Consider the following 22,324-nt stretch of genomic DNA (forward strand, 5'->3'; position numbering starts at 1 on the left):
CCGGTCTGGACCGGTGACACGCCGCAGACGGTGTGACGTGCGAACCCTTTGTCGCGCGACGGTGATTGACGGATCGCCCGGCAGCGGATACCTCTAGGCCGTGCCCCTTGGGAGGCACCCTACGGTTCGGCTCAGCCCACCTCGAGGAGGCTGCAATGCCAGGATCCGCACAGGACGGCGCCCACGAGGCAGACGCCCACGACACCAGCAGGGACGCGGACCGGGACGGCGACAGACCCGTCCCCGGCCCCAGCCGGAGGACGGCGCTGCGGACCGCGGGCGCCGCCGCGTCCGCCGCCTTTCTGCTCCCGGCCGTCTCGGCCCCGGCCGCCCGGGCCGATCAGCCGCCGGGCGGCACACCGTCGCCGGAGGGGGCCGGGCCGCTGCAACGGGCCTTCGCGGCGGCGGCGAAGGAGCACGGGGTGCCGCTGAGCGTGCTGCTGGGCGTGTCGTATCTCCAGTCCCGCTGGGACGGCCATCGTGGCGCGCCCAGCGTCACCGGCGGATACGGCCCGATGCACCTCACCGACGCCTTCACCGCCCTCTCCTCGGCCCCGCACCACAGCCAGGGCACCGAGGACGCCCGCGGCGACCTGGCGCGGCCCCTCAAGGTGCCGGAAGCCTCGGTGCCCGAGCCGCGGCAGCTGCCCGCGCGACTGCGCACGCTGGACCGGGCCGCGGAGCTGACGGGGCTGTCCGCCGCCGAGCTGCGCGGCGACGCGGCGGCCAATGTGCGCGGTGGCGCCGCGCTGCTGGCCGCCGCGCAGAAGCGGCTGGGGCTGCCGCCGAGCGACGATCCGGCGGACTGGTACGCGGCGGTGGCGGCCTACCCGGGCGCCGACAGCGCCGCGGCGGCCGCCGTGTTCGCCGACGACGTCTACGAGGTGATCCGCGGCGGCGCGGCGCGGACCACGGGCGACGGTGAGCGGGTCACGCTGGACGCTGTCCCCGGGGTCGCCCCGGACCGGCGGCAGCTGCGGTCGCTCGGCCTGCCGGACCCCAAGCGGGATCCGCACGTCGAGGCCCCCGGCAATGTGTCCTGCGAGTGGATCCCGGCCCCCTACGAGCAGTTCGGGGACAACGACTACGGCAACCACGACCTGGGCAACCGCCCCCTCTCCCAGTCGATCGACTACATCGTCATCCATGACACCGAGGGCTCCTGGGACACCACCATCAAGCTGGTCCAGGACCCGACGTACGTCTCCTGGCAGTACACGCTGCGCTCCTCCGACGGCCATATCGCCCAGCACGTGCCGCTCAAGGACGTCGCCTGGCACGCGGGCAACTGGTACGTCAACGCCAAGTCCATCGGCCTGGAGCACGAGGGCTTCCTGACCGCGCCCGACGCCTGGTACACGGAGGCGATGTACCGCTCGTCGGCCCGGCTGGTGAAGTGGCTGGCGCGGCGGTACGGCATCCCGCTGGACCGGCAGCACATCCTGGGCCACGACAATGTGCCCGGCACGACCGCCACCACCATCAGGGGCATGCACACCGACCCGGGCCCGTACTGGGACTGGGCGCACTACTTCAGCCTCCTCGGCGCGCCCTTCCACCGCACCGCGGGCGCCTCCGGGGGGCTGGTCACCATCCGCCCGGACTACGAGACGAACGAACCGGTGTACACCGGCTGCGCGACGGCCGGTCAGGAGTGCGCCCCGCACGGCTCGTCCGCGGTGCGGCTGCACACCGCGCCGAGTAGCGACGCCCCGCTGGTCAAGGACATCGGGCTGCGTCCGGACGGCGCCGACTCGACCACCGGCGTCAACGACACCGGCGCCCGCGCCACCACCGGCCAGCAATACGCGCTCGCGGGGCGGCAGGGCGACTGGACGGCGATCTGGTACCTCGGCCAGCAGGCGTGGTTCCGGAACCCGCGGCGGCGGCCCACCGCCGTGTACGGCAAGGGCCTCGTCGTCACGCCGAAGCCGGGCCTGGCGGAGGTCCCGGTGTACGGGCGCGCCTACCCGGAGAAGGAGGCGTACCCGGAGGGCGTACCGGTGCAGGCGGTCGCGCCGCTGCCGTACAAGCTGCTCGCCGGGCAGCGGTACGCGTTGGGGCTGAGGACTCAGGGTGAGTACCTGTGGGCGACCACCTTCGATGCGAACGGGCACATCGTGGTGCGCGGTCAGGACGTCTACTACCAGATCCAGTTCGGGCACCGGGTGGCGTTCGTCCGGGCCGCGGATGTGCGGGTGCGGCGCTCGGGCCGGTGAGCCGGTGCCGGTGAGTCAGGCCCGCTCCCCGAAGCGGTAGGTGTGGCCGCCGCGGGCCGCGAGCGTGACCGTACGGGCGTCCCCGGGGTCGTCGCGTACGGCCGTCTCGCGGCCCGTGGTGTCGTCATGGACGGTGTACGGGCGCGCGAAGAGCTCGCTGCGTATCCGGACCGCTCCGTCGTGTCCCGCCGTGACGGTGAGGGTACGGGCGCGCCCCGCGCGCCAGGTGATGTCGACCGTGAGGTCGCCGTGGGCGCGCAGCCCGCGCACTGAGCCGTCCGGCCAGCGGCGCGGCAGGGCGGGCAGGACGTCCAGCACGGCGCGGTGGCTCTGGAGGAGCATCTGGGCGATCCCGGCGGCGGCGCCGAAGTTGCCGTCGATCTGGAACGGCGGGTGGGTGTCCCACAGGTTGGGGAGGGTGGAATCCGTCATCTGTCCGGCGAGCAGCCGGTGGGCGCGGTCGCCGTCCCGCAGCCGGGCCCAGAAGTTGACCTTCCAGGCCCGGCTCCAGCCGGTGCCGCCGTCGCCGCGCGCGTCCAGGGAGACCGCGGCGGCCCCGGCCCAGGGGCCGTCCGGGGCGATCTGCCGTCCGGGGTGCAGGGCGAAGAGGTGGGAGGCGTGCCGGTGGGTGTCGGCGGGGTCGTCCAGGTCGGCCTTCCACTCCTGGAGCTGGCCCCAGGAGCCGACGCGCAGCCCCGGGTCGAGGGCGTCCAGGGCGCGCCGCAGCCCGGCCCGGAAGGCCGGGTCGTCGCCGAGGGTGCGGGCCGCCTCCAGGGTGGCCGTGAGCAGGTCGTGAACGATCTGCTGGGACATGGCGGGGCCCGCGGTGAAGTCGCCGTGCTCGGGCGAGTAGCCGGGCGAGACGACGAGCGTGCCGTCCCGCGGGTCCGGGCGCAGCGTGTCCAGCCAGAACGCGGCGGCCTCCCGCATCGCCGGGTACGCGGTGTCCCGCAGGAAGCCGGTGTCGAGGGTGAAGCGGTAGTGCTCGTAGAGGTGGTGGACCAGCCAGGCGGCCGCCTCGGGGAACCAGAAGGCGGTGGGCCAGTCGTGGACGCCGGTGAAGCCGTACGGATTGGTCTCGTTGTGCACGACCCACCCGCGCGCGCCGAACATCTCGCGGGCCGTGATCCGGCCGGGTTCGCGCAGGGCGGTGATGAAGCGGTGCAGCGGCTCGGCGGTCTCCGCGAGGTGCAGGGCGTGGGCCGGCCAGTAGGTCATCTGGAGGTTGATGTTGGTGTGGTAGTCGGCCGACCAGGCGGGTTGGACGCTGTCGTTCCAGACGCCCTGGAGATTGGCGGGGAGCGGGGCGCCGGGGCGCGAGGAGGCGATGAGGAGGTAGCGGCCGTAGTGGAAGAACAGCTCCTCCAGGGCGCGGTCGGCCGGGCTCTCCCCGCCCGTGTACGCGGCGCGTTGCCGGTCGGTGGGCGTCAGGGGCGGGGTCCGGCCGCCGAGGTCCAGCGCCGTACGGTCGAACAGGGCTCGGTGGTCGCGGACATGGCGGCTCAGCAGGGTGAGATGGCCACGGTCCGCGGCGGCGTCCACGGTCTCGGTCACGGCCCGGTGGGGGTCCTCGCCGCGGTAGTGGGGGTGGGTGTCGGCGTAGTCGGTCCCGGCGGCGAGGACGAACCAGGCGCTGTGGGCGCCGGTGACGGTGAGCGTGCCGTCCTCCCCGGCCGTCACGGTGCCGCCGTCGCACACCACCCGCACCTGCGCCTCGAAGCGCAGCCCGTTGTCCTCCAGGGCGCCGCGGATCGTCAACCGCCCGTCGCGGGCGGTGACGTGGTGGTCGCCGGGTCGGGGCGAGGTGTGGCGCAGGGTGAAGCCGACCGGTCCGGGGGCGGCGTCGAGCCGACCGACGATCACCCGATCGGGGTACGAGGCGAAGAACTCTCGCCGGTGCCGCACGCCGTGGGCGGTGTACGTCACGAGGGCCACGCCCTTGCGGATCTCCAGGCGGCGCCGATAGCTCTCCGGGGACTCGGGCGCGCCGGGGATCTCCAGCCACAGATCGCCGAAGGTCTGGTAGGCGCCGTAGCGGTAGCGGGGCCGGCCGAGGCGGGCCGCCACGTCCTCGGGGGCGGCCGCGCCGTGCTCGTCGATCAGCCGCTGGACGGCGGCGAGGGCCCCGGGGCGCGGCTCACGCCAGTTGCCGTGGTCGTACGGCGGGGATCCCGGACCGCCGGGGCCCCCGGTCCATAACGACTTCTCGTTGAACTGGATCCGCTCCCGGGCCACACCGCCGAAGACCATGGCGCCGAGCGTGCCGTTGCCGATGGGCAGCGCCTCGCGCTCCCAGTCCGCCGCGGGGGTGTCGTACCAGAGCGTCCAGCGGGCCACCGGGGGTGCCCCCTCAGCCCTGCTGGAACATCTCCGCGGGCAGCGGCTTGAGCAGCCGGTAGAGATCGTCGGTGATCGGCCGGTCCCAGCTGGCGATGGTGACCAGAACGCCGTCGCTGCGGTCGAACTGGGCGCAGGAGATCCGGCCTTCGGACAGCTTGATCCGGCGCACGATGAGGAGGTTGTCGTCGTGCATGACCGGGGTGTCCTCGGTGTCCACGACCTGGACCTGCTCCTCGTTGCCGAGGGCGGCCAGCAGCTGGGTCACCTCGAACGGGGCCTGGCCCTCGGCCACCTCGCGGGCCGGGGAGCCCTCGGGCAGATTCCCGATGATCATCGCCGGGCCGCGGCCGCCGAACAGGTCGTAGCGCAGGAAGACGCCCTGACAGGTGCCGTCCGGCGCGGGCAGCAGCCCCGCACCCAGATCGCCGGGCCAGTCCCCCGGGTCCATGGCCAGGACATCGAAGTCCGGCCCGGTGGGCGTGGCGGCGCTGCGGCGGCGGAGGAAGGACATGCGGACATGGTACGTGGCCCGCCACCTTTCCCAAGCTCGGGAGCACCCCTCCCCCAGCCCTCCGTCACAGCCTCTTCACCGGCCGCCACGCAGCCCCGGCCCCCGGCTCAGTCCCCGGGGAGCGGGTGCGGGGGGCGGTCGGGGCGCGGGGTGCCCAGGAGGGTGGCGAGGCCGCCCCGGTCGGTGCCCACCTTGCGGTAGACGCCGGACAGCAGCCGGGCCACCTCGCGCTCCGCCAGGCCCATCTCCTCGCCGATCCGGTCGTCCGGCCAGCCCTCGGCGGCCCGCTCGGCGACGGCCTGCTCCTGCGAGGTGAGCGGGCTGGTGTGGTCGACCCGCAGCTGCATCGGGCGCAGCCCGGCGGCGGACAGCTCGTCGCGGGCCCGGGACGCCAGGGTGTCCGCGCCGCACTGGACCGCGCCCTCCAGCCCGCGGTAGAGCCGGTCCCCGGCCTCCTGGGGCAGGCCGACGCGGCGCAGGGCGGCGCCGTGGTCGACCAGCGCCACGGCCAGGTCGTACGCGGACGGCGAGCGCTCCAGGTGGCTGACGGCCTCGGCCAGCAGCTTGATCCGCTCCGATCCCTGGGCCACGGCGGCGGCGCTGTGCAGCGCCCGGCCGATCGCGGAGTGGGTGCCGAACTGGCGGGCGCGGCGCACCGCGTCGTCGGCGACCTCGGCGGCCTGGCGGGGGTCGGTCAGCGCGAGGGCCTGGGCCATGTGGAGCTGCCAGGGGCACCAGACGGGGTTGCGCATGCCGCGGCCGTCCATCCGGCGGCCGACGTCGGCGAGCTGCTGGCGGGCCTCGCCGTGCAGGTTGGAGGCGAGCAGCAGTTCGCCGCGGACGGTGGGCACGTCGGGGCAGAGCACGGCCTGCGGGAGGATCTCGCCGCCGTGGCCGGCCGCGAACTCCTGCGCCTCCCGGATCCGGCCGCGGCTGATCAGGGTCTCGATGAGGGTGCCGACGGCGGTCCAGTGCGCGGGCGTCGAGGAGCCCACGAGGTCGGCGATGCGCATGCCCTCGCGGGCCAGCTCCTCTGCCTCGACGAGCGCTCCGCGGCGCAGCCGGGCGTATCCGAGGAGGGTGATCCCGAACGCCAGGTGGGAGCCGCGCCAGCCCTTGCGCTCGCATTCCGCTATGCCGGTGTTGAACAGCGTCTCGGCGCGTCCGGGCTGGTCGCAGTGGAGGAAGATCAGGGCGACCAGGATCGGCACCTCGAAGCCCCAGTCGTCATCGGTCCAGCTCAGACCATCGCCCAGGGCCTCTTCCGCGTAGTGCAGGGCGGTGGCCGCCGGTTCTCCGCGCGTCATCGCGTCCCAGGCGCGCAGGCCCAGCAGATAGCGCTCGGCCATGCCGCGGCCGGTGAGGTGGTCGGCGAGCCGGGCGAGGCGCCGGGAGCGGGCGGGGGACTCCTTCTCGTCGGCGCGGAACATGCTCCACATGAACTGTTCGGCCTGCATGCGCAGCCGGGTGCGGGCGCTGGTGGCGCGGGGCACCTCGGCCGCGACGACCTGCGCGGCCTCCTCCATGCGGCCGCTGTGGCCGTACGCCTGGGCGAGCCGGTAGGTGATCGCCTCGCGCAGGTCGGAGCCGAGGTCCGGCTCCTCCAGGGCGGCCCGCAGATGGTTCACGGTGACGGAGGGCTCGGTGAGCTGGGCGGAGCAGCCCAGCTCGTACAGGACCGCGGCGCGCTCCTCCGGGGCGGGCGGTTCGCGCAGGGCGCGGGCGAGGCAGCGGCGCCCGGCGTCGGGCGCGCCGGCCCGCAGATACTCCCGGGCCGCCTCCCTGAGGTGGCGCACCACCCAGGAGTCGCCCTCGGGGTGCATCTCCAGCAGATGGCGCCCGGCGGCCGCGGAGCCCAGGCCCGCGGCGAGCACCACGGTGGCGGCCTGGCCGTGCATGGCCACGCGCAGCGCGCCGGGGATGGCCTGGTAGACGGCGGTGGCGATGAGCGGGTGGAGGAATTCCAGCGGCTGGGCGCCGCGGGCGCCCTGCCGGGGCGGGGCGAGGATGCGGGCGTCCGCGAGCCGCGCCACCTGCTCGGCGGTCTCGGTCTCGCTGAGCCCGGCGACGTTGGCCGTCAGCGACGGGGTGGCCTCGATGCCGAGGACGGCGACGGCCCAGGCGAGGCGGACGGCGGCGGTGCCGAGCCGGGTCAGCCGGTCGCCGAGCCCGCTGTCCTTCGCGGCGGCGACCAGCTCGCGCAGGGCGCCGAGGTTGACCGTCTGCGGTTTCAGGTCGCGGTCGCGGACCTTGGCGGTCAGCTCGACCACCTCGAAGGGGTTGCCGCCGGTCACCGCCCAGCACTCGCGGCAGAACGCCTCGTCGGCCTCCTCGCCGAGGACGTCCCGCACGATCCTGCCGACCCCGGCCGGGGTGAGCGGGGCCAGCACGTGCGGGCGCGAGCCCTGCCGTTCGGTGATGCCGCGGACCGCGACGGCGTCGGCGGTCAGGTCCTCCGGGCGGTAGCCGACGGCGAGCAGCAGGGGCAGGTCCACGGCGCGGGCGGCGAACCGGAGGAGCCAGTCCAGGGATTCGGGGTCGGCCCAGTGGACGTCGTCCAGGATCATGACGACCGGGGCGTGCTCCACCGCGAACCGGGTGACCAGCCAGTCCAGGCCGTCGCGCACGCCCTGCGGATCGGGTGCGCCGCCGCTCCCGGAGACCACCAGGCCCACCGCGGGCGCGACGATGTCGTACCAGCTGCCCAGGATTCTGCGGTGCTCCTCCTCGCCGGTCGTCGCGAGCACGGGCTGGAAGAGCTGCCGTACGACGTGGAACGCGGCGCCCTGCTCGTGCTCGCCGCCGCGCGCCGACATCACGGTGCAGCCGCGGTGGGCGGCTCTGCGGCGCATCTCGCCGAGCAGCGCGGTCTTGCCGAGGCCGCCCGGCCCGGCGAAGGCGATCACTCCGCCGGTGCGGGTGCCGGACGGATCGCCGGGATCGGATCCGCACAGCTCGGTCAACGCGTGGTCGACCGCCGCGAGTTCGGCCTCCCGCTCCAGCAGTGCCCGACGTGTCCGGTCCTGCCGGTCCCTCATGTCCGCCACGTTCGATCCCCTTCGGCACGTAACGCCGAGCGTAGCCTGTCTGGCACGCTCCGTAGCCCGGTATGCGGGTATTTCCTTCTGGCATTGCCAATGGCACACGCCAATTCAACTCGCGCTCTATCGATGGCACGTTCACCACGCGAGGATGACCGGATTCATCGGGTCGGCCCGTCGCCGCGGGGGGTTGTGGTATTGGGCGACGCGGCCTGCCCCGGAGCCCGAAGGGGGGCGATACCGCCATGAACGCGACGTACACGACTACTTCGCGCCCGCACGCCCGGCATGCGGCACTGCTGAGCCGGGCGGCCCTGCTCGACATTCCGGCCTCGGCCGACCCCAGCCCCGGAACCGGGGCCGCCAGAGTGCACACCGTCCAGTGGCTGTCGCGGTACGGCGTGTTCCGGGCCGGTGGCGCGGTCGCCGAGTACGACGCGCTCCGATTCGACCTGCTGGCCGGCCTGTTCTACCCCCGGACGACCGGTGCGGAGCTGGATGTCGGCAATGATCTCATCGGCTGGTACTTCGTCTTCGACGATCAGTTCGACGGCGAACTCGGGTGCCGCCCGGAGGCGGTGGCGCGGATGGTACGGGACGTCATACGGGTCACCGAGGAGCCGGACGACGCACCCGGGCAGGGCGGCGGACCCCTGTTGGAGAGCTTCCGCGATCTGTGGCGGCGCATCCACGCGGGCCGCCCACCGGTATGGCGGGAACGTTTCCGCCACCACTGGCTGGAGTATCTGCACTCCTATCACCGCGAGGCGCTCGACCGCACCGGCGTGCAAGGCCCCCCGCTCTCGGTGGAGGCCGTGCTGGCGCTGCGCCGCCACTCGATCGGCGTGCAGCCGTGCCTGGACCTGAACGAGCGCTTCGGCGGCTACGCCCTGCCCGCCGCGCTGCACGGCGGCCATCCGCTGGCCCGGATGCGGGAGGCCACGGACGACGTCGTCGTGTTCACCAACGACATCGCCTCCCTGGACAAGGAGCTGGCCGCCGGGGACCTCCACAACACCGTCATCGTCCGCCACCAGTGCCACGGCGGCACCCTTGAGGACGCGATCGAGCACATCGCGGGCCTCGCCAACGCGCGCTACCGCTGGTTCGAGCAGACCGCGGACCGGCTGCCCCGGCTGCTCGCCGAGGCGGGTGCGGGGACGGATCTGCGCCGGGACGTGGACCACTACGTGGACGGGATGCGTGACGTGATGTGCGGCAACCTGGGCTGGTCCCTGCGGACGGCCCGCTACGACGAGCGGGGCATAGCGGCGGTCAGCGACGGCCGCCAACGACCGTGGGCCGGACTCAGCGCCCCCGGTTCCGGCTGACCGGATCCGCTACGTACGAACGGCCCGCCACGGCGGGCCGTTCGGGTATCAAGGGCGCGTGAACGACACCCTCAACCTGTGGAAGGCGGGGCTCGCCGAGGCCCCCGACGAGATCTGGCAGCGCGCCGGCCTGCGCGTCCTGATCCTGGCCGACAACGCGCTCACCCGCCTCCCGCCCGCCCTCGGACGGCTGCGGCGGCTGCACACCCTGGACCTCGGCCACAACCGGCTCGCCGAGATCCCGGAGGAGATCGGCGAGCTGTCGGGGCTGACCCGCTGCCTCTATCTGCACGACAACCGGCTCACCCGGCTGCCGGGTTCACTCGAACGACTCGACCGGCTGGGCTATCTCAACGTCGGCGAGAACCCGCTCGGCAGTCTGCCGGAGGAACTCGGCGGCATGGCCGGGCTGGTGGAGCTGCGCGCGCAGCACGCCGAACTGACCGGGCTGCCCGGCTCGATCGGGCAGCTCGGCGCGCTGCGGGAGCTGTGGCTGCGCGGCAACCGGATCACCGCCCTGCCCGCCGGGGTGTCCGCGCTGCGCGCGCTGCGTCAGCTGGAGCTGCGGGAGAACGCGCTGAGCGAGGTGCCCGAGCCGCTGCGCGGGCTCCCGCGCCTGCGCCACCTCGATCTGCGCGGCAACCGGATCAGGACGCTCCCCGACTGGGTCGCGGAGCTGCCCGCCCTGGAGAAGCTCGACCTGCGCTGGAACCCGCTCGACGAGGGCGTCGACGACGGCCCGGTCGTCCGGGCGCTCGGCGAGCGGGGCTGCGTCGTGCTCGGATGAGCCCGGGGCCGCGTCGCACCGAAGCCCGGACGAGGCCGGGCCGCGTCACACCAAAGCCCGGACGAGGCGTCAGGTCAGGTCGAACTCGCCCTCGCGCGCGCCCAGGACGAAGGCGCGCCACTCGGCCGGGGTGAAGATCAGGGCCGGGCCTTCGGGACGGCGGCCGTGGCGCATCGCGATGAAGCCCTCGACGAAGGCGATCTCGACATCGCCCACCCCCTGGCTGCTCGACTGCCACTGGGCGCCCGTGAGGTCGAGATCGGGCTTCTCGCCATTGCCCCTGAGCGGCTGTGCGGTCGTGGTGGTGTCTGCCACGTGCGGCTCCTCCCGGATCGTCGTCCCGGCCCCACCCTAGCGATCGCGGCCGGTGCCGGACAGGCCACGAAAGGAGGACGTGATCTGTCCGGCGGGTGTCGTCCGGGTGCATGCCTCATGTGGCGGGAGGGGCCGCCCCGACCACCCACATGGCGAAGAACTGCGAACCGCCGCCGTAGGCGTGACCGAGCGCCGTGCGCGCCCCCTCGACCTGGTGCTCGCCCGCCCGGCCGCGGACCTGGAGGGCGGCTTCGGCGAAGCGGAGCATGCCGGAGGCGCCGATGGGGTTGGTGGACAGCACCCCGCCCGAAGGGTTGACGGGGAGGTCGCCGCCGATCTCGGTCACCCCGGACTCGGTGAGCTTCCAGCCCTCGCCCTCCGCCGCGAAGCCCAGGTTCTCCAGCCACATCGGCTCGTACCAGCTGAACGGCACGTACATCTCGATGGCGTCGATCTCCCGGCGCGGGTCGGTGATCCCGGCCTGCCGGTAGACGTCGGCGGCGCAGTCGCGCCCGGCGCGCGGCGAGACGCAGTCCTTGCCCGCGAAGAGCGTGGGCTCGCTGCGCATCGCGCCGCCGTGCATCCAGGCGGGCGGCCGGGGGGCGCGGGAGGCACCGGTGCGGTCGGTGAGCACCATGGCGCACGCGCCGTCGGAGGAGGGGCAGGTCTCGGAGTAGCGGATGGGGTCCCACAGCATCGGCGAGGACTGCACCTTCTCCAGCGTCAGATCCTGTTCGTGGAGGTGGGCGTAGGGGTTGAGCAGGGCGTTGCGGCGGTCCTTGTACGCGACGAGCGCGCCGATCGCCGGGGGCGCGCCGGTGCGCCGCATGTACGCGCGGACGTGCGGTGCGAAGAATCCGCCCGCCCCGGCCAGCAGCGGCTGCTGGAAGGGGACGGGCAACGAGAGCCCCCACATGGCGTTGGACTCGGACTGCTTCTCGAACGCCAGGGTGAGCACGGTGCGGTGGACGCGGGCGGCGACCAGGTTGGCGGCGACGAGCGCGGTGGAGCCGCCGACCGATCCCGCGGTGTGCACGCGCAGCATGGGCTTGCCGACCGCGCCGAGCGCGTCGGCGAGGTACAGCTCGGGCATCATGACGCCCTCGAAGAAGTCGGGCGCCTTGCCGATGACCACGGCGTCGATGTCCGCCCAGGTCAGTTCGGCGTCCTCCAGGGCCCGTACGGCGGCCTCCCGGACCAGCCCGGCGATGGAGACGTCGCGCCGGGCGGCGGTGTGCTTGGTCTGGCCGATTCCCACGACGGCCACCGGTTCCTTGCTCACTGGGCTCACCGGGCTTCCCCTTCCAGGACGGCGACCAGGTTCTGCTGGAGGCAGGGGCCGGAGGTGGCGTGGGCCAGCGCCCGGTCGCCGTCGCCGCGATGAATGGCGGCGGCGGCCTCGCCGAGCCGGATGAGCCCGGCGGCCATCATGGGGTTCGCGGCCGGGGCCCCGCCGGACGGGTTGATGCGTACGGCGTCGTCGAGCTCCAGTTCGCGGCGCAGGATGATCTCCTGCGAGGTGAACGGGGCGTGGAGTTCGGCGAGGTCGACCGGGGCCTCGAAGGCCCCGGCGCGTGTCGCGGCGAGCCGGGTCGACGGGGAGCGGGTGAGGTCCCGTACGCCCAGGCCGTGCGGTTCGATGCGGTGGTCCATGCCGCGGATCCACGCGGGTCGGGCGCACAGCCGCCGCGCGGCGTCCCCGGCGGCGAGCACCACGGCGGCCGCGCCATCGCCGATGGGCGGGCAGTCGTGGCGGCGCAGCGGGCGCACCAGGTACGGGGCGTCGAGGAGGGCGCCGGGCGGGGCGGAGCGGGTCACCTGGGCGTGCGGGTTGTCGGTGGCGGCGTTGCGGCCGCGCGCGGCGACCTCGGCGAGGGCGCGTTCGTCGGTGTCGCCCGCGTCGAGGAGCGCCTGGGCCTGGAGGGCGGCCAGGGAGACCGAGTCGGGCCACAGGGGGGCGACGTAGTACGGGTCGAGCTGGCGGGTGAGGACCTCGGGCAGATCGCCGGGCGAGGACTTGCCGTAGGAGTAGACGAGGGCGGTGTCCGCCTCGCCGGTCAGCAGCTTGACCCAGGCCTCGTAGAGCGCCCAGGCGCCGTCCATCTCGACGTGGGACTCGGAGATCGGCGGCCAGGCGCCGACGCCGTCCAGCGCCATGGTGAAGGAGAAGGCGCGGCCCGCGAGGTAGTCGGAGGAGCCGGAGCAGGTGAAGTCGATCTCGCCCGCCCTCAAGCCCACCGCGTCGAGCACCTGGTGGAGGACGGGCATCAGCATCTCGACCTCGGAGACCTCCGCGCTGGTGCGCCGGGTTCCGCTCTGCCCGAAGGCGACGATGGCGACGTCTCGCATCTACAACAGCTCCTTGTAGGTGTCGTAGTCGGCGTCGGGTTCGCCGGTGGGCCGGTAGTGGTCGGGGTAGCGGCCGCCCTCGGTCCACACGGGCGTCACCCGCAGCCCCATGCGCACCTGGTCGTACGGGATGCCGCCGATGCGGCCGTGGAGGGCGAGATCGGCACCGTCGAGGGCGATGTGCGCGTAGACGTACGGCACGTCGATGTCCAGATTGCGGGCCTTGATGTTCACGATGCAGAAGGTGGTGACGGTGCCGTGCGGGCCGACCTCGACCTGTTCGTCGGTGGCGACGCCGCAGGTGGGGCACGCGCCGCGGGGCGGTACGTACACCTTGCGGCAGGACGGGCAGCGCTCGCCGACGGTCTTCTGCCCGGCGAGGGCGGCGAGGTAGCGGGACTGGGCGCGGCCGGGCGCGTAGGTGTAGTCGAGGCGGGCGGGGGCGACGATGCCGGTGACGGGGTCGGCGAACGCCCCGTCGTGGGGGCCGGGTTCCTGGGTGGCCGGGCCGTCGTACGGTTCGAAGCAGGCGATGTCGGTGATGGAGCCCTCGCGCTCCTCGGCCCAGCGGACCCGTACCCGCATGCCGGTGCGCACGGCGTCCGGTCCGCTCGCGTCGAGGGCGTGCAGCAGGGCGGTGTCGGCGCCGTCGAGCCGGACCAGCGCCCAGGCGAAGGGGGTGGGCAGGGGCTGGCCGCGGCGCGGGGCCGGGTTCCAGGCCCAGGTGGTGACGGTGCCGGTGGGGGCGACCTCGACCAGGTCGCGCAGTTCGGCGGCGGTGTCCGGGTCGTATTCGACGGGCGGGACGAGCACCCGGCCACCGGCGGTCCGTACGCCGAGCACGGTGCGCTCGCGCAGGCCCGTGAGGAAGGCGCTCTGGACGGGGCCGAGGGAGCGGGTGAAGGGGAACTCGACCACGAGAGGGGCCTTCAGCACCTCGGGGGCGGGAGCCGGTGTCATGGGGCGTCTCCTTCTGCGGCCGGCGGGGTGGGGGCGGCGGTCCGGGGTCAGGCCCGGCGGTAGACCGGCGGGCGTTTCTCCGCGAAGGCCTTCGATCCCTCTTTGGCGTCGGCGGTGTCGAAGATGGGCCAGCCGCGCTCGAGTTCGGACGCGAGGCCATCGGTTTCGGTCATCTCGGCGGTCTCGTAGACGGATGCCTTGACCGCCTCGACGGCGAGCGGGCCGTTGGCGTTGATGAGTTCGGCGATCTCCAGGGCCTTCTTCAGCGCGGTGCCGTCGTCCACCACCTGGCCGATCAGCCCGATCCGCTCGGCCTCCTCGGCGGCGTACGGGCGGCCGGTGAGCAGCATCTCCAGGGCGTGGGTGCGCGGCACCTGGCGGNTACGGGCGGCCGGTGAGCAGCATCTCCAGGGCGTGGGTGCGCGGCACCTGGCGGGCCAGCCGGACCGTGGAGCCGCCGATGGGGAAGAGCCCGCGCCGGACCTCGTACAGCCCGAAGGTGGCGCCGCGGCCCGCCACCCGGATGTCGGTGCCCTGGAGGATCTCGGTGCCGCCCGCCACGCAGTGGCCCTCGACGGCGGCGATCACCGGTTTGCGCGGCCGGTGGTGGCGGAGCATGGCCTTCCAGTGCAGGTCGGGGTCGGCCTTCAGCCGGTCCCGGTAGTGCTGTCCCTCCATCCGGCCGCCGCCCGCGAGCGCCTTGAGGTCCATCCCGGCGCAGAAGACGCCGCCGGCTCCGGTGAGCACGACGGACCGGACGGTGTCGTCCTCGTCGGCCTCGATCCAGCCGTCGTACAGCCCGACCAGCATGGGCAACGAGAGCGCGTTCTTGGCCTCAGGCCGGTTGAGCGTCAGCACCAGCGTGGCGCCTGTGCGCTCGACGATGAGGTGTTCGGTCCCGTGCGGCACGGCAGTCCTCCCGTCTCAGACCTAGAACAGGTTGCAGGAGCGACGGAGCGACTTCAATAGGAATCTGATGGGCAGTCAGATTTTTTGGCCGCGGCCCTTCCCACCTCTCCCCCGCGGTGCTGTCATGAGCGCCGAGCCCGCCCGATGTCAGGTCAGGAGGAGCCGTGGAGTACAACCTTGCCGACCTGTTCGAGTCGATCGTGGACACGGTGCCCGACAGAGAAGCGCTGGTGTACGCCGACCATCCGGGCACCGGCGCTGAACGGCGGCTGAGTTACGCCCGGCTCGACGCCGCCGCCAACCGGCTCGCCCACCACCTGAGGGACAGCGGGATCGCACCGGGCGAGCATGTGGGGCTCCACCTGTTCAACGGTGTCGAGTACCTCCAGACCGTCCTCGCCTGTCTGAAGATCCGGGCCGTCCCGGTGAACGTCAACTACCGCTACGTGGAAGACGAGTTGGTCTATCTCTACCGCGACGCCGATCTCACCGCCCTGGTCTACGACGCCGAGTTCGGCGACCGGGTGGCCGCGGCGCTGCCGCGTACGGACACCCTGCGCCACCTCGTCCAGGTCGGCAGCGGGGAGGGGGCGCCCGGCGCCGTCCCGTTCGCCGAGGCCGAGGCGTCGGGCTCCGCGGAGCGCGGCTTCGCGCCCCGCTCCGCGGACGACCGCTTCATCATCTACACCGGCGGCACCACCGGCATGCCCAAGGGCGTGGTGTGGCGGCAGGAGGACCTCTTCTTCTCCGGGCTCGGCGGCGGCGCGCCGACCGGCGTCCCGGTCGGCCGCCCCGAGGAGCTGGCCGAGCGGGTCGCGGCCACCGGCGACGGCCTGGTGTTCTTCCCCACCGCGCCGCTGATGCACGGCACCTCGACCCTCACGACCTTCATCGGCTTCAACTTCGGACAGAAGGTGGTCCTCCATCGGAAGTTCGTGCCCGAGGAGGTGCTGAGGACGATCGAAAAGGAAAAGGTCAGCACGGTGTCCCTGGTCGGCGACGCGATGCTGCGGCCCCTGGTGGACGCCCTCACCGGTCCGCTCAAGGACATCGACCTCTCCCCGCTGCTCAGCGTCAGCAGTTCCGGGGCGATCCTCTCGGACACCGTGCGCGCCCAGTTCGCCGCGCTCGCGCCGCACACCCTGATGCTCAACAACTTCGGCTCATCGGAGTCCGGGTTCAACGGCACCGCCACCGACGACTCCGGCCCCGAGCGGGGCTTCCGGGTGCGCGTCAACGACCGTACGGCCGTGGTCGACCCGGCGACCCACCGTCCCGTCGCGCCCGGCGAACCGGGCCGGGTCGCCCAGCGCGGCCATGTGCCGCTCGGCTACTACAACGACCCGAGGAAGTCGGCGGAGACCTTCTTCGAGGCGGACGGCGAACGCTGGGTGCTCCTCGGCGACATGGCGACGGTCGACGAGGACGGCGTGATCACGGTCCTCGGCCGGGGCTCCCAGTGCATCAACACCGGCGGCGAGAAGGTGTACCCGGAGGAGGTCGAGCAGGCCCTGAAGGCCCATCCGGACGTGTACGACGCGCTGGTGGCGGGCGTCCCCGACGAGCGCTGGGGCAATCGCGTGGCGGCCGTCGTCCAGCCGCGGGAGGGGGCCGGTGCCCTCACGGCCGACGCGGTACGGGACCACTGCCGCACCCGGCTCGCCGGATACAAGATCCCCCGTACGGTCGTCTTCACCGACCGCATCCAGCGCTCCCCCAGCGGCAAGGCCGACTACCGCTGGGCCCGCACGGTCGCGGCCGAAGGCGGTCCCGGCGGCCCCCGACCGTAGCGGGCGGTCAGGACACGGGCGGCGGGGTACGGGGGAGCACGCGGGCGGCGAAGTCGCAGACCGCGTCCAGGACGCCCATGCCGCGGTGTCCGACCCCCGGCACGATGTCGAGGGTGACGTCGATCCCCAGCGCCACGTAGTTGTCGCGCAGCGCGGTGATCCGCTCGACCCGGGTCCGGCCCAGGGCGTCGGCGCCGTCCATCCAGTTGGAGTCGCCCGGGTTGTTGATCTCCCAGGTCTCGGTGTCCTCGGCGCCGACCACCATGTGGACCGCCACCTTGCGGATCTCCTCCAGCCGCACCGGCGTACCGAAGCGCTCCTCGAAACCGGCCGTGCCGAGCCACCACTCGCGGTCCGGGTCGATCAGCGTGACCCGGCCCGGCGCGCCGATCGACACGGCGCGCAGCCGCTCCGGGTGGAGGTAGAGGAAGCGGTGGGCGAACTGTCCGCCGCCCGAGAAGCCCTGGAGCATGAACCGGTCGGTGTCGACGGTGAAGCGCGTCCCGACCTCGTCGACGATCGCCAGCAGCTCCCGGTCGTAGCGGATGCCGTCGTACTCGATGAACTTGAAGTTGTGCAGGTCGTCCGGGTCACCGATGGCCGCGGGGAACAGCGGGGTGAGGATGACGCAGCCGTGCCGCTCGGAGAACTCCGCCATCGCGTCCCGGTACTCGGCCGCGGTGCGCCCGGTGCCGTGCTGGATCACCAGCAGCGGGAGCGGTGTGGTGGTGGTCTCGTGCACGGAGGGCACATGCAGGCTGTAGGAGAACCGCTGATCGTGCTGTGAGGCGAAGAAGGTCGTGGCGCCGGTGCGGTAGAACGCCTTGGTGGTCTTGATGCGCGGTGTCACATGTCCTCCTGCGATGCGCCGCCACCGACGTGGGGCGGTGCCCGTCACGATCACGCGCGGTCGGCGGCGGCCTCAAGATGATTGCCGCGCAGGCGTCAATGACAGCGACCGGGTCAGCGGCGCAGTGCGGAGAGCAGGTCGACACCGAGGGTGCGGACGGCTTCCTCGTCCAGCTGGTAGTGCACCCGGGCGCCCTGCCGGTGGGTGTGCACCATTCCGGCCTCCCGGAGTTTGCGCAGATGGCGCGACATCTGCGGCGGGGTCGTGTCGAAGTGGCTGGCCAGCTCGGTCGTCGTCATCGACTGCCGCAGCAGGACGCGGCACACCCTGACGCGCAGGGGCTCGTCCAGCGCCCGTACCCGGCGCAGCACCTCGTCCATCGCGGGCCGCTCCCCGTCGCCGTCTCCCCGCACCGGGTACTGCACGACCACCGGATATCCGGGGTAGTGCTTGATCGCCACGTGCGGATTGATGTGCAGCGAGGGCACCAGCAGGCACGGGACGTCGGCGAGGCTGGCCCGCCCGTTGTACAGCTTGTCGAAGACGACCCGCGGCGGATCGTCCTCGACCCGGGCGGTGGGGAAGTCGGCGAGCGCCCGGGCGCCGTCCAGCCGGTGCTTCTGGAAGCGCATGCGGACGTCCGCCTCCAGGACTCCGCGCAGCAGGGCCCACTCCCCCTCGAACAGCTCGTCGGCGGCGGCGTGCAGGAAGTCGGTGAGGTCCTCGCGGAACGCGGCGGGCCCGGCGAGCAGCCGTACCCCCAGCGCGAACCGGCCGTCCGACATCTGCCGCAGCCGCCCGAGGAAGCGTTCGGGAGAGTCCCCCGCGGCGACCGTCGGCCGGTGGCTGTTCTGCCCGATCAGGGCCTGTTCGGTCATGGCCGTGAACGTCGCCTCGGGCAGCTCGCCGATGTCGGCCAGCTCCTCTTCCAGGGAGCGCTCGGGCCCGGGGGTGAGGGGCAGCAGATAGCGGGCGCGGAACGCGCCCCACAGCGGTGCCCACTGCGCGGCCCGCGCCAGCAGCCGCTCGTCCGCGCCCTGGAGCACGGCGCCCACCCAGCGGCGGCTGGCCGGATGGTGCCGGGGATCGTCCAGCGCGTGCAGGCAGGCGCACAGCTCGGCGAGCGGGGACAGCCGTGCGGCGATGCGCTCCTCGGGAGCGGGGCCCAGGTCGATCACTACCGGCATGCGTCGACGGTCCGGGATTGACGCCTTGCTGTCAATCGTCTTGTGGCCGGATCGCGAGGGGCGCAGGCTCCGGTCATCTTCCCGGCCGCCCCCCTGAGCCCCCGATCCCGCCCCCGATTTCCGCACCTCTCCGCGACGGAGCGTTTCCATGCCCCCTCTCCTCCGGAACGGTCCGCGCGTCGTGCTGACCGTCACCTTGCTGGCCACGGTGAGCAGCGCGTGCACCATCGGTTCCGCCGACGACTCCACCGCGGCCGCCGGCTACCCCTCCCGCGGCCTGTCCATCCTGGCCCCCGGCAGCGTCGGCGGCGGCTGGGACGCCCGGGCCCGCGGCATGAGCGCCGCGCTCACCGGCTGCAAGATCATCGACGAGGACGTCACGGTCACCAACAAGCCGGGCGCGGGCGGAGCCATCGGGCTCGCCCGGATGGTCGGCCGCAGCGGCGACCCGTACCAGCTGATGACCATGGACACGGTCACCATGGCCGGGGGCGCGGTGCAGAACGACTCCCCGGTCAGGCTCTCGTCTCTCACCCCCATCGCCGGGCTGACCGTGAGCCCCAGCGTGATCGTGGTGCCCGCCCGGTCCCCGTTCCGCGATCTGAGGTCGGTGATGGCGGCCATGAAGCGGAACCCCAAGGGCATGTCCTGGGTGGGCGGTTCGCTGGGCGGGCCCGACCACATCACCGTCGCCTCCCTCGCCAAGGCCCGGGGCATCCCCGTCAGCAAGATCACCTACGTGCCGACCGGCGGGGGCGGCGAAGTGCTCAACCTGCTGCTGAGCGGGGCGTCCAAGGTCGGCATGTCGACACTGACCGAGATCCGCCCGCAGATCGAGGCGGGCAAGCTCCGGGTCCTCGCGATCAGCGGCGACGAACGTCCCGAAGGGCTGGACGCCCCGACCCTGAGGGACCTCGGATACGGCGGGGCGAGCGTGGTGAGCACCGGCGGTGTGATGGCCCCGCCCGGCCTGAGCGACGGCGAACGGCGGGCGATCGTGGCGATGGTCGACCGGATGCGCCGCACCCCGTGCTGGAAGCGGACCCTGAAGCGACACGACTGGAAGGCGGTGTGGCTGCCGGACACGACATTCGGCACGCTCATCGACCGGCAGCAGAAGCAGGTCGCCCAGGTGCTGAACGACGTGGGGCTGACCTCATGAGCACACCAGACACAAGCACACGAGACGCAAGCACGCGAGACGAAGCACCTCGGCCTCAGCCCTGGGGCCCGCGCGTGGCCGCGCTGCTCTTCCTCGCCGCCGGGGTGGTGGTGCTGGGCTGGGCGTTCGCCATTCCCGAGCGGGCCACCGACCAGGACGTGGGCCCGCGGGCGTTTCCGCTGCTCGTCGGGGTGGGGCTGTGCGTATCGGCCACGTTCTCCACCGTGCGGGCCTTCCGCGGCGCCGACCGGGAGCAGACGGAACAGGCGCGCGAGGAGGCCCGGCTCACCGACTGGGGTCCGGTCGCCGCCCTGCTCGCGCTGCTGGTCGGCTATCTCTTCGCGCTCAACCCCTGCGGCTACTGGCAGTCCACGGCCGTGCTGTTCACCTTGGTCGCCCGCGTCCTGGGCAGCCGCAAGCCGCTGCGGGACGCGCTGATCGGTCTCGTGCTGGCGCTGGCCGTCTACATCCTCTTCGACCGTGTGCTGGGCATCCATCTGCCGCCCGGCATCATCCGATTGGCGTTCTGACATGGATGTGCTCTCCCACCTCACGGACGGCTTCGCGAGCGCGTTCAGCCCGATGCACCTGCTGCTGGCCTTCGCGGGCTGTACCCTCGGCTCCCTCGTCGGCGTGCTGCCCGGGCTCGGCCCGGCCACCACGGTCGCCCTGCTGCTCCCGCTCACCTACGTCTTCGACCCCGTCGGCGCGCTGGTGCTGTTCGCCGGGATCTACTACGGAGGGATGTACGGCGGCTCGACCACCGCCATCCTGCTCAACGTCCCCGGCGAGACGGCCTCGGTGCCGACCACGCTCGAGGGCCATCCCATGGCCCGCTCCGGCCGGGCGGGCGCCGCGCTGGCCACCGCCGCCATCGGCTCCTTCGTGGCCGGGACGATCTCCACCGTCGCGATCACCTTCATCGGCCCGGCCATGTCCCGGGTCGCCGAGAGCATCCAGCCCGCCGAGTACTTCGCGGTGATGATCCTCGCGTTCGCCACCGTCACCGCGGTCGTCGCCGACGCCCCGGCCCGCGGGCTGTGCAGCCTCTTCCTGGGGCTGGCGATCGGGCTCGTCGGCATCGACAGCCTCACCGGCCAGGTCCGCTACGCCTTCGGCGTGCCGGAGCTGTACGACGGCGTCCAGGTGGTGGCCGTCGCCGTCGGGCTCTTCGCGATCGGCGAAGGGCTGTACACCGCGGCCCGCATGCGGCGCGCCCCCGAGGAGCAGATGCTTCCGGTGGGCGGCCGGATCGGGATGAGCCGCGAGGACTGGGGGCGTTCCTGGAAGCCCTGGCTGCGCGGCACGGCCATCGGCCTGCCGATCGGCGCCCTCCCGGCGGGCGGCGCGGAGATCCCCACCTTCCTCAGCTACAACCTCGAACGCAGGCTCTCCCGGCACAAGAAGCAGTTCGGCAAGGGCGCCATCGAGGGCGTGGCCGGTCCCGAGGCCGCCAACAACGCCGCCTTCTCCGGCGTCCTGATGCCGCTGCTCACGCTCGGCATCCCCACGTCGGCGACGGCCAGCGTGCTGCTGATCGCCTTTCAGATGTACGACGTGCAGCCCGGGCCGCAGCTGTTCCAGACCCAGTCCGCCCTGGTGTGGACGCTGATCGCGAGCCTCTACATCGGCAATGTGATGCTGCTCGTGCTCAACCTCCCCATGATCCCGCTGTGGGTGAAGCTGCTGAAGGTGCCCCGGCCGCTGCTGACCGCGGGCATCATCGTCTTCGCCACGCTCGGCGTGTACGCGCTGTCGCAGAACGCCGTCGACCTCGCCATCGCCGTGGCCTTCGGCGTCCTCGGCTTCCTGATGCGCCGCACCGGCTATCCGGTGGCCCCGCTGATCCTCGGCGCGGTCCTCGGCCCCATGACCGAAACCCAGTTCCGCCGTGCGCTGGCCTTCAGCGAGGGCGACTGGACGGTCTTCCTCACCCGCCCGGTGTCCGCGGGCATCCTGTGCCTGGCGCTGGCGTCCCTGGCGGGCCCGATGGCCGTACGGCTGCTGCGCCGCCGGTCGTCCGTACCGTCACCGTCCGCTTAAGGGGCCGTCTCGCACACCGACGGCAGCGCGCGGGTCAGCGCCACCGCGTGCAGCCCGTCCAGCCGCTTCTCGTGGCCCGTGGCCAGGGCTCCGGCCAGCAGGAGGCCCGGGCACGAGGGGGCGGTGCGGGCGTCGGCGGCGTCCGCGATCGCCCGGACCAGTTCGCCGTTGATGCGGTTGATCTCCAGCCGGACCTCTCCGAGGTCGGGGCGCTCGGTGGGCGCCGACGACGGGTCGGCCTGCCACCGCCGGTACAGGCCGCGCTGGACGACCTTGCTCGCCTCGATCTGGTCGCGGAAGATCCGTACCGTCGCCCCGGGGTCGCCGCCCACCTCCCGGGCCTGCTCCGCGACCGCGTCCAGCACCTGCTGCTCCCGGGCCGGGTCGTCGATCGGGCTGTCGGTGCCCCACTTGGCGGCGGCGACCTGGTCCGCGACCAGCAGCCGGTCGGCGGACAGCCCGGCCAGCGGCCGCAGTTGGCCGTGGGCCGCCGGTGCGGACGGCGGCGCGGGCGCTGCCACGGCTCCCCC

The 22,324-nt window shown here is 73.2% G+C and carries 17 protein-coding genes and 1 pseudogene; 7 read left to right on the forward strand and 11 right to left on the reverse strand.

Features of this window, described 5'->3' with window-relative positions; genetic code table 11:
• The first annotated feature begins 155 nt into the window (after positions 1-155).
• A complete protein-coding gene (locus EEJ42_RS19610; protein WP_123101306.1) occupies positions 156-2,219 on the forward strand; it encodes an N-acetylmuramoyl-L-alanine amidase in 2,064 nt (687 codons plus the stop codon).
• A 15-nt stretch (positions 2,220-2,234) separates the two neighbouring features.
• Here EEJ42_RS19610 and EEJ42_RS19615 read toward each other — a convergent pair whose 3' ends face one another.
• The 3 genes from EEJ42_RS19615 to EEJ42_RS19625 form a co-directional block, all read right to left on the reverse strand.
• Entirely contained in the window at positions 2,235-4,556 is a 2,322-nt protein-coding gene (locus tag EEJ42_RS19615) for a glycoside hydrolase family 95 protein (RefSeq protein ID WP_123101308.1), read from the reverse strand.
• A 13-nt stretch (positions 4,557-4,569) separates the two neighbouring features.
• Positions 4,570-5,070 (reverse strand): hypothetical protein, encoded by a 501-nt coding sequence (locus EEJ42_RS19620; protein ID WP_009713271.1) that lies wholly within the window; start codon positions 5,068-5,070, stop codon positions 4,570-4,572.
• Positions 5,071-5,177: 107 nt separating this feature from the next.
• Positions 5,178-8,108, reverse strand: a complete 2,931-nt coding sequence (locus EEJ42_RS19625) for an ATP-binding protein (RefSeq protein WP_123101332.1) — start codon at positions 8,106-8,108, stop codon at positions 5,178-5,180.
• Positions 8,109-8,356: 248 nt separating this feature from the next.
• On the opposite strand from EEJ42_RS19625, the gene EEJ42_RS19630 reads away from it, so the two are divergent.
• Both EEJ42_RS19630 and EEJ42_RS19635 read left to right on the forward strand, forming a co-directional pair.
• A complete protein-coding gene (locus tag EEJ42_RS19630; protein ID WP_123101310.1) occupies positions 8,357-9,442 on the forward strand; it encodes an isoafricanol synthase in 1,086 nt (361 codons plus the stop codon).
• A gap of 58 nt (positions 9,443-9,500) precedes the next feature.
• Positions 9,501-10,229 carry a leucine-rich repeat domain-containing protein gene (locus EEJ42_RS19635; protein ID WP_123101312.1) on the forward strand — a complete coding sequence of 243 codons (729 nt, stop codon included), beginning with the start codon at positions 9,501-9,503 and terminating at the stop codon, positions 10,227-10,229.
• Positions 10,230-10,298: 69 nt separating this feature from the next.
• On the opposite strand, the gene EEJ42_RS19640 is transcribed toward EEJ42_RS19635, so the two are convergent.
• The 5 genes and pseudogenes from EEJ42_RS19640 to EEJ42_RS19660 all read right to left on the reverse strand — a co-directional run bounded on the left by EEJ42_RS19640 (position 10,299) and on the right by EEJ42_RS19660 (position 14,762).
• Complete coding sequence (locus EEJ42_RS19640) at positions 10,299-10,544, reverse strand: DUF397 domain-containing protein (protein ID WP_055556519.1); 246 nt, start codon at positions 10,542-10,544, stop codon at positions 10,299-10,301.
• A gap of 115 nt (positions 10,545-10,659) precedes the next feature.
• On the reverse strand, positions 10,660-11,826 hold the full coding sequence (locus tag EEJ42_RS19645) for a thiolase domain-containing protein (RefSeq protein WP_123101314.1): 1,167 nt from the start codon (positions 11,824-11,826) through the stop codon (positions 10,660-10,662).
• Positions 11,827-11,831: 5 nt separating this feature from the next.
• A complete protein-coding gene (locus EEJ42_RS19650) occupies positions 11,832-12,893 on the reverse strand; it encodes a thiolase domain-containing protein (RefSeq protein ID WP_123101316.1) in 1,062 nt (353 codons plus the stop codon).
• Positions 12,894-13,853, reverse strand: coding sequence for a Zn-ribbon domain-containing OB-fold protein (locus tag EEJ42_RS19655; protein ID WP_123101318.1), 960 nt, complete (start codon positions 13,851-13,853; stop codon positions 12,894-12,896).
• Between the two features lie 47 nt (positions 13,854-13,900).
• A pseudogene (locus EEJ42_RS19660) lies at positions 13,901-14,762 on the reverse strand (enoyl-CoA hydratase-related protein).
• 164 nt (positions 14,763-14,926) lie between these two features.
• Between EEJ42_RS19660 and EEJ42_RS19665 the strand changes: the two are divergent.
• Positions 14,927-16,552: an acyl-CoA synthetase gene (locus EEJ42_RS19665; RefSeq protein ID WP_123101320.1), complete on the forward strand. Its 1,626-nt coding sequence runs from the start codon at positions 14,927-14,929 to the stop codon at positions 16,550-16,552.
• 7 nt (positions 16,553-16,559) lie between these two features.
• Here the strand turns inward: EEJ42_RS19665 and EEJ42_RS19670 are convergent, their stop codons facing one another.
• Both EEJ42_RS19670 and EEJ42_RS19675 read right to left on the reverse strand, forming a co-directional pair.
• Positions 16,560-17,402, reverse strand: a complete 843-nt coding sequence (locus EEJ42_RS19670; RefSeq protein WP_184503168.1) for an alpha/beta hydrolase — start codon at positions 17,400-17,402, stop codon at positions 16,560-16,562.
• Between the two features lie 113 nt (positions 17,403-17,515).
• Positions 17,516-18,589, reverse strand: coding sequence for an ArsR/SmtB family transcription factor (locus EEJ42_RS19675; RefSeq protein WP_123101324.1), 1,074 nt, complete (start codon positions 18,587-18,589; stop codon positions 17,516-17,518).
• Positions 18,590-18,737: 148 nt separating this feature from the next.
• Here EEJ42_RS19675 and EEJ42_RS52965 point away from each other — a divergent pair, with 148 nt between their 5' ends.
• The 3 genes from EEJ42_RS52965 to EEJ42_RS19690 all read left to right on the forward strand — a co-directional run bounded on the left by EEJ42_RS52965 (position 18,738) and on the right by EEJ42_RS19690 (position 21,794).
• On the forward strand, positions 18,738-19,751 hold the full coding sequence (locus EEJ42_RS52965; RefSeq protein ID WP_123101326.1) for a Bug family tripartite tricarboxylate transporter substrate binding protein: 1,014 nt from the start codon (positions 18,738-18,740) through the stop codon (positions 19,749-19,751).
• 74 nt (positions 19,752-19,825) lie between these two features.
• Positions 19,826-20,281, forward strand: coding sequence for a tripartite tricarboxylate transporter TctB family protein (locus tag EEJ42_RS19685; protein WP_246096949.1), 456 nt, complete (start codon positions 19,826-19,828; stop codon positions 20,279-20,281).
• A gap of 1 nt (position 20,282) precedes the next feature.
• Complete coding sequence (locus EEJ42_RS19690; protein ID WP_123101330.1) at positions 20,283-21,794, forward strand: tripartite tricarboxylate transporter permease; 1,512 nt, start codon at positions 20,283-20,285, stop codon at positions 21,792-21,794.
• Here EEJ42_RS19690 and EEJ42_RS19695 read toward each other — a convergent pair.
• On the reverse strand, positions 21,791-22,324 hold a 534-nt coding region (locus EEJ42_RS19695), incomplete at its 5' end, for a chorismate mutase (protein WP_123101334.1). The two genes, EEJ42_RS19690 and EEJ42_RS19695, sit on opposite strands and share 4 nt — an antisense overlap.

This window comes from Streptomyces botrytidirepellens (genome assembly GCF_003721215.1).
GTDB lineage: Bacteria > Actinomycetota > Actinomycetes > Streptomycetales > Streptomycetaceae > Streptomyces > Streptomyces himastatinicus.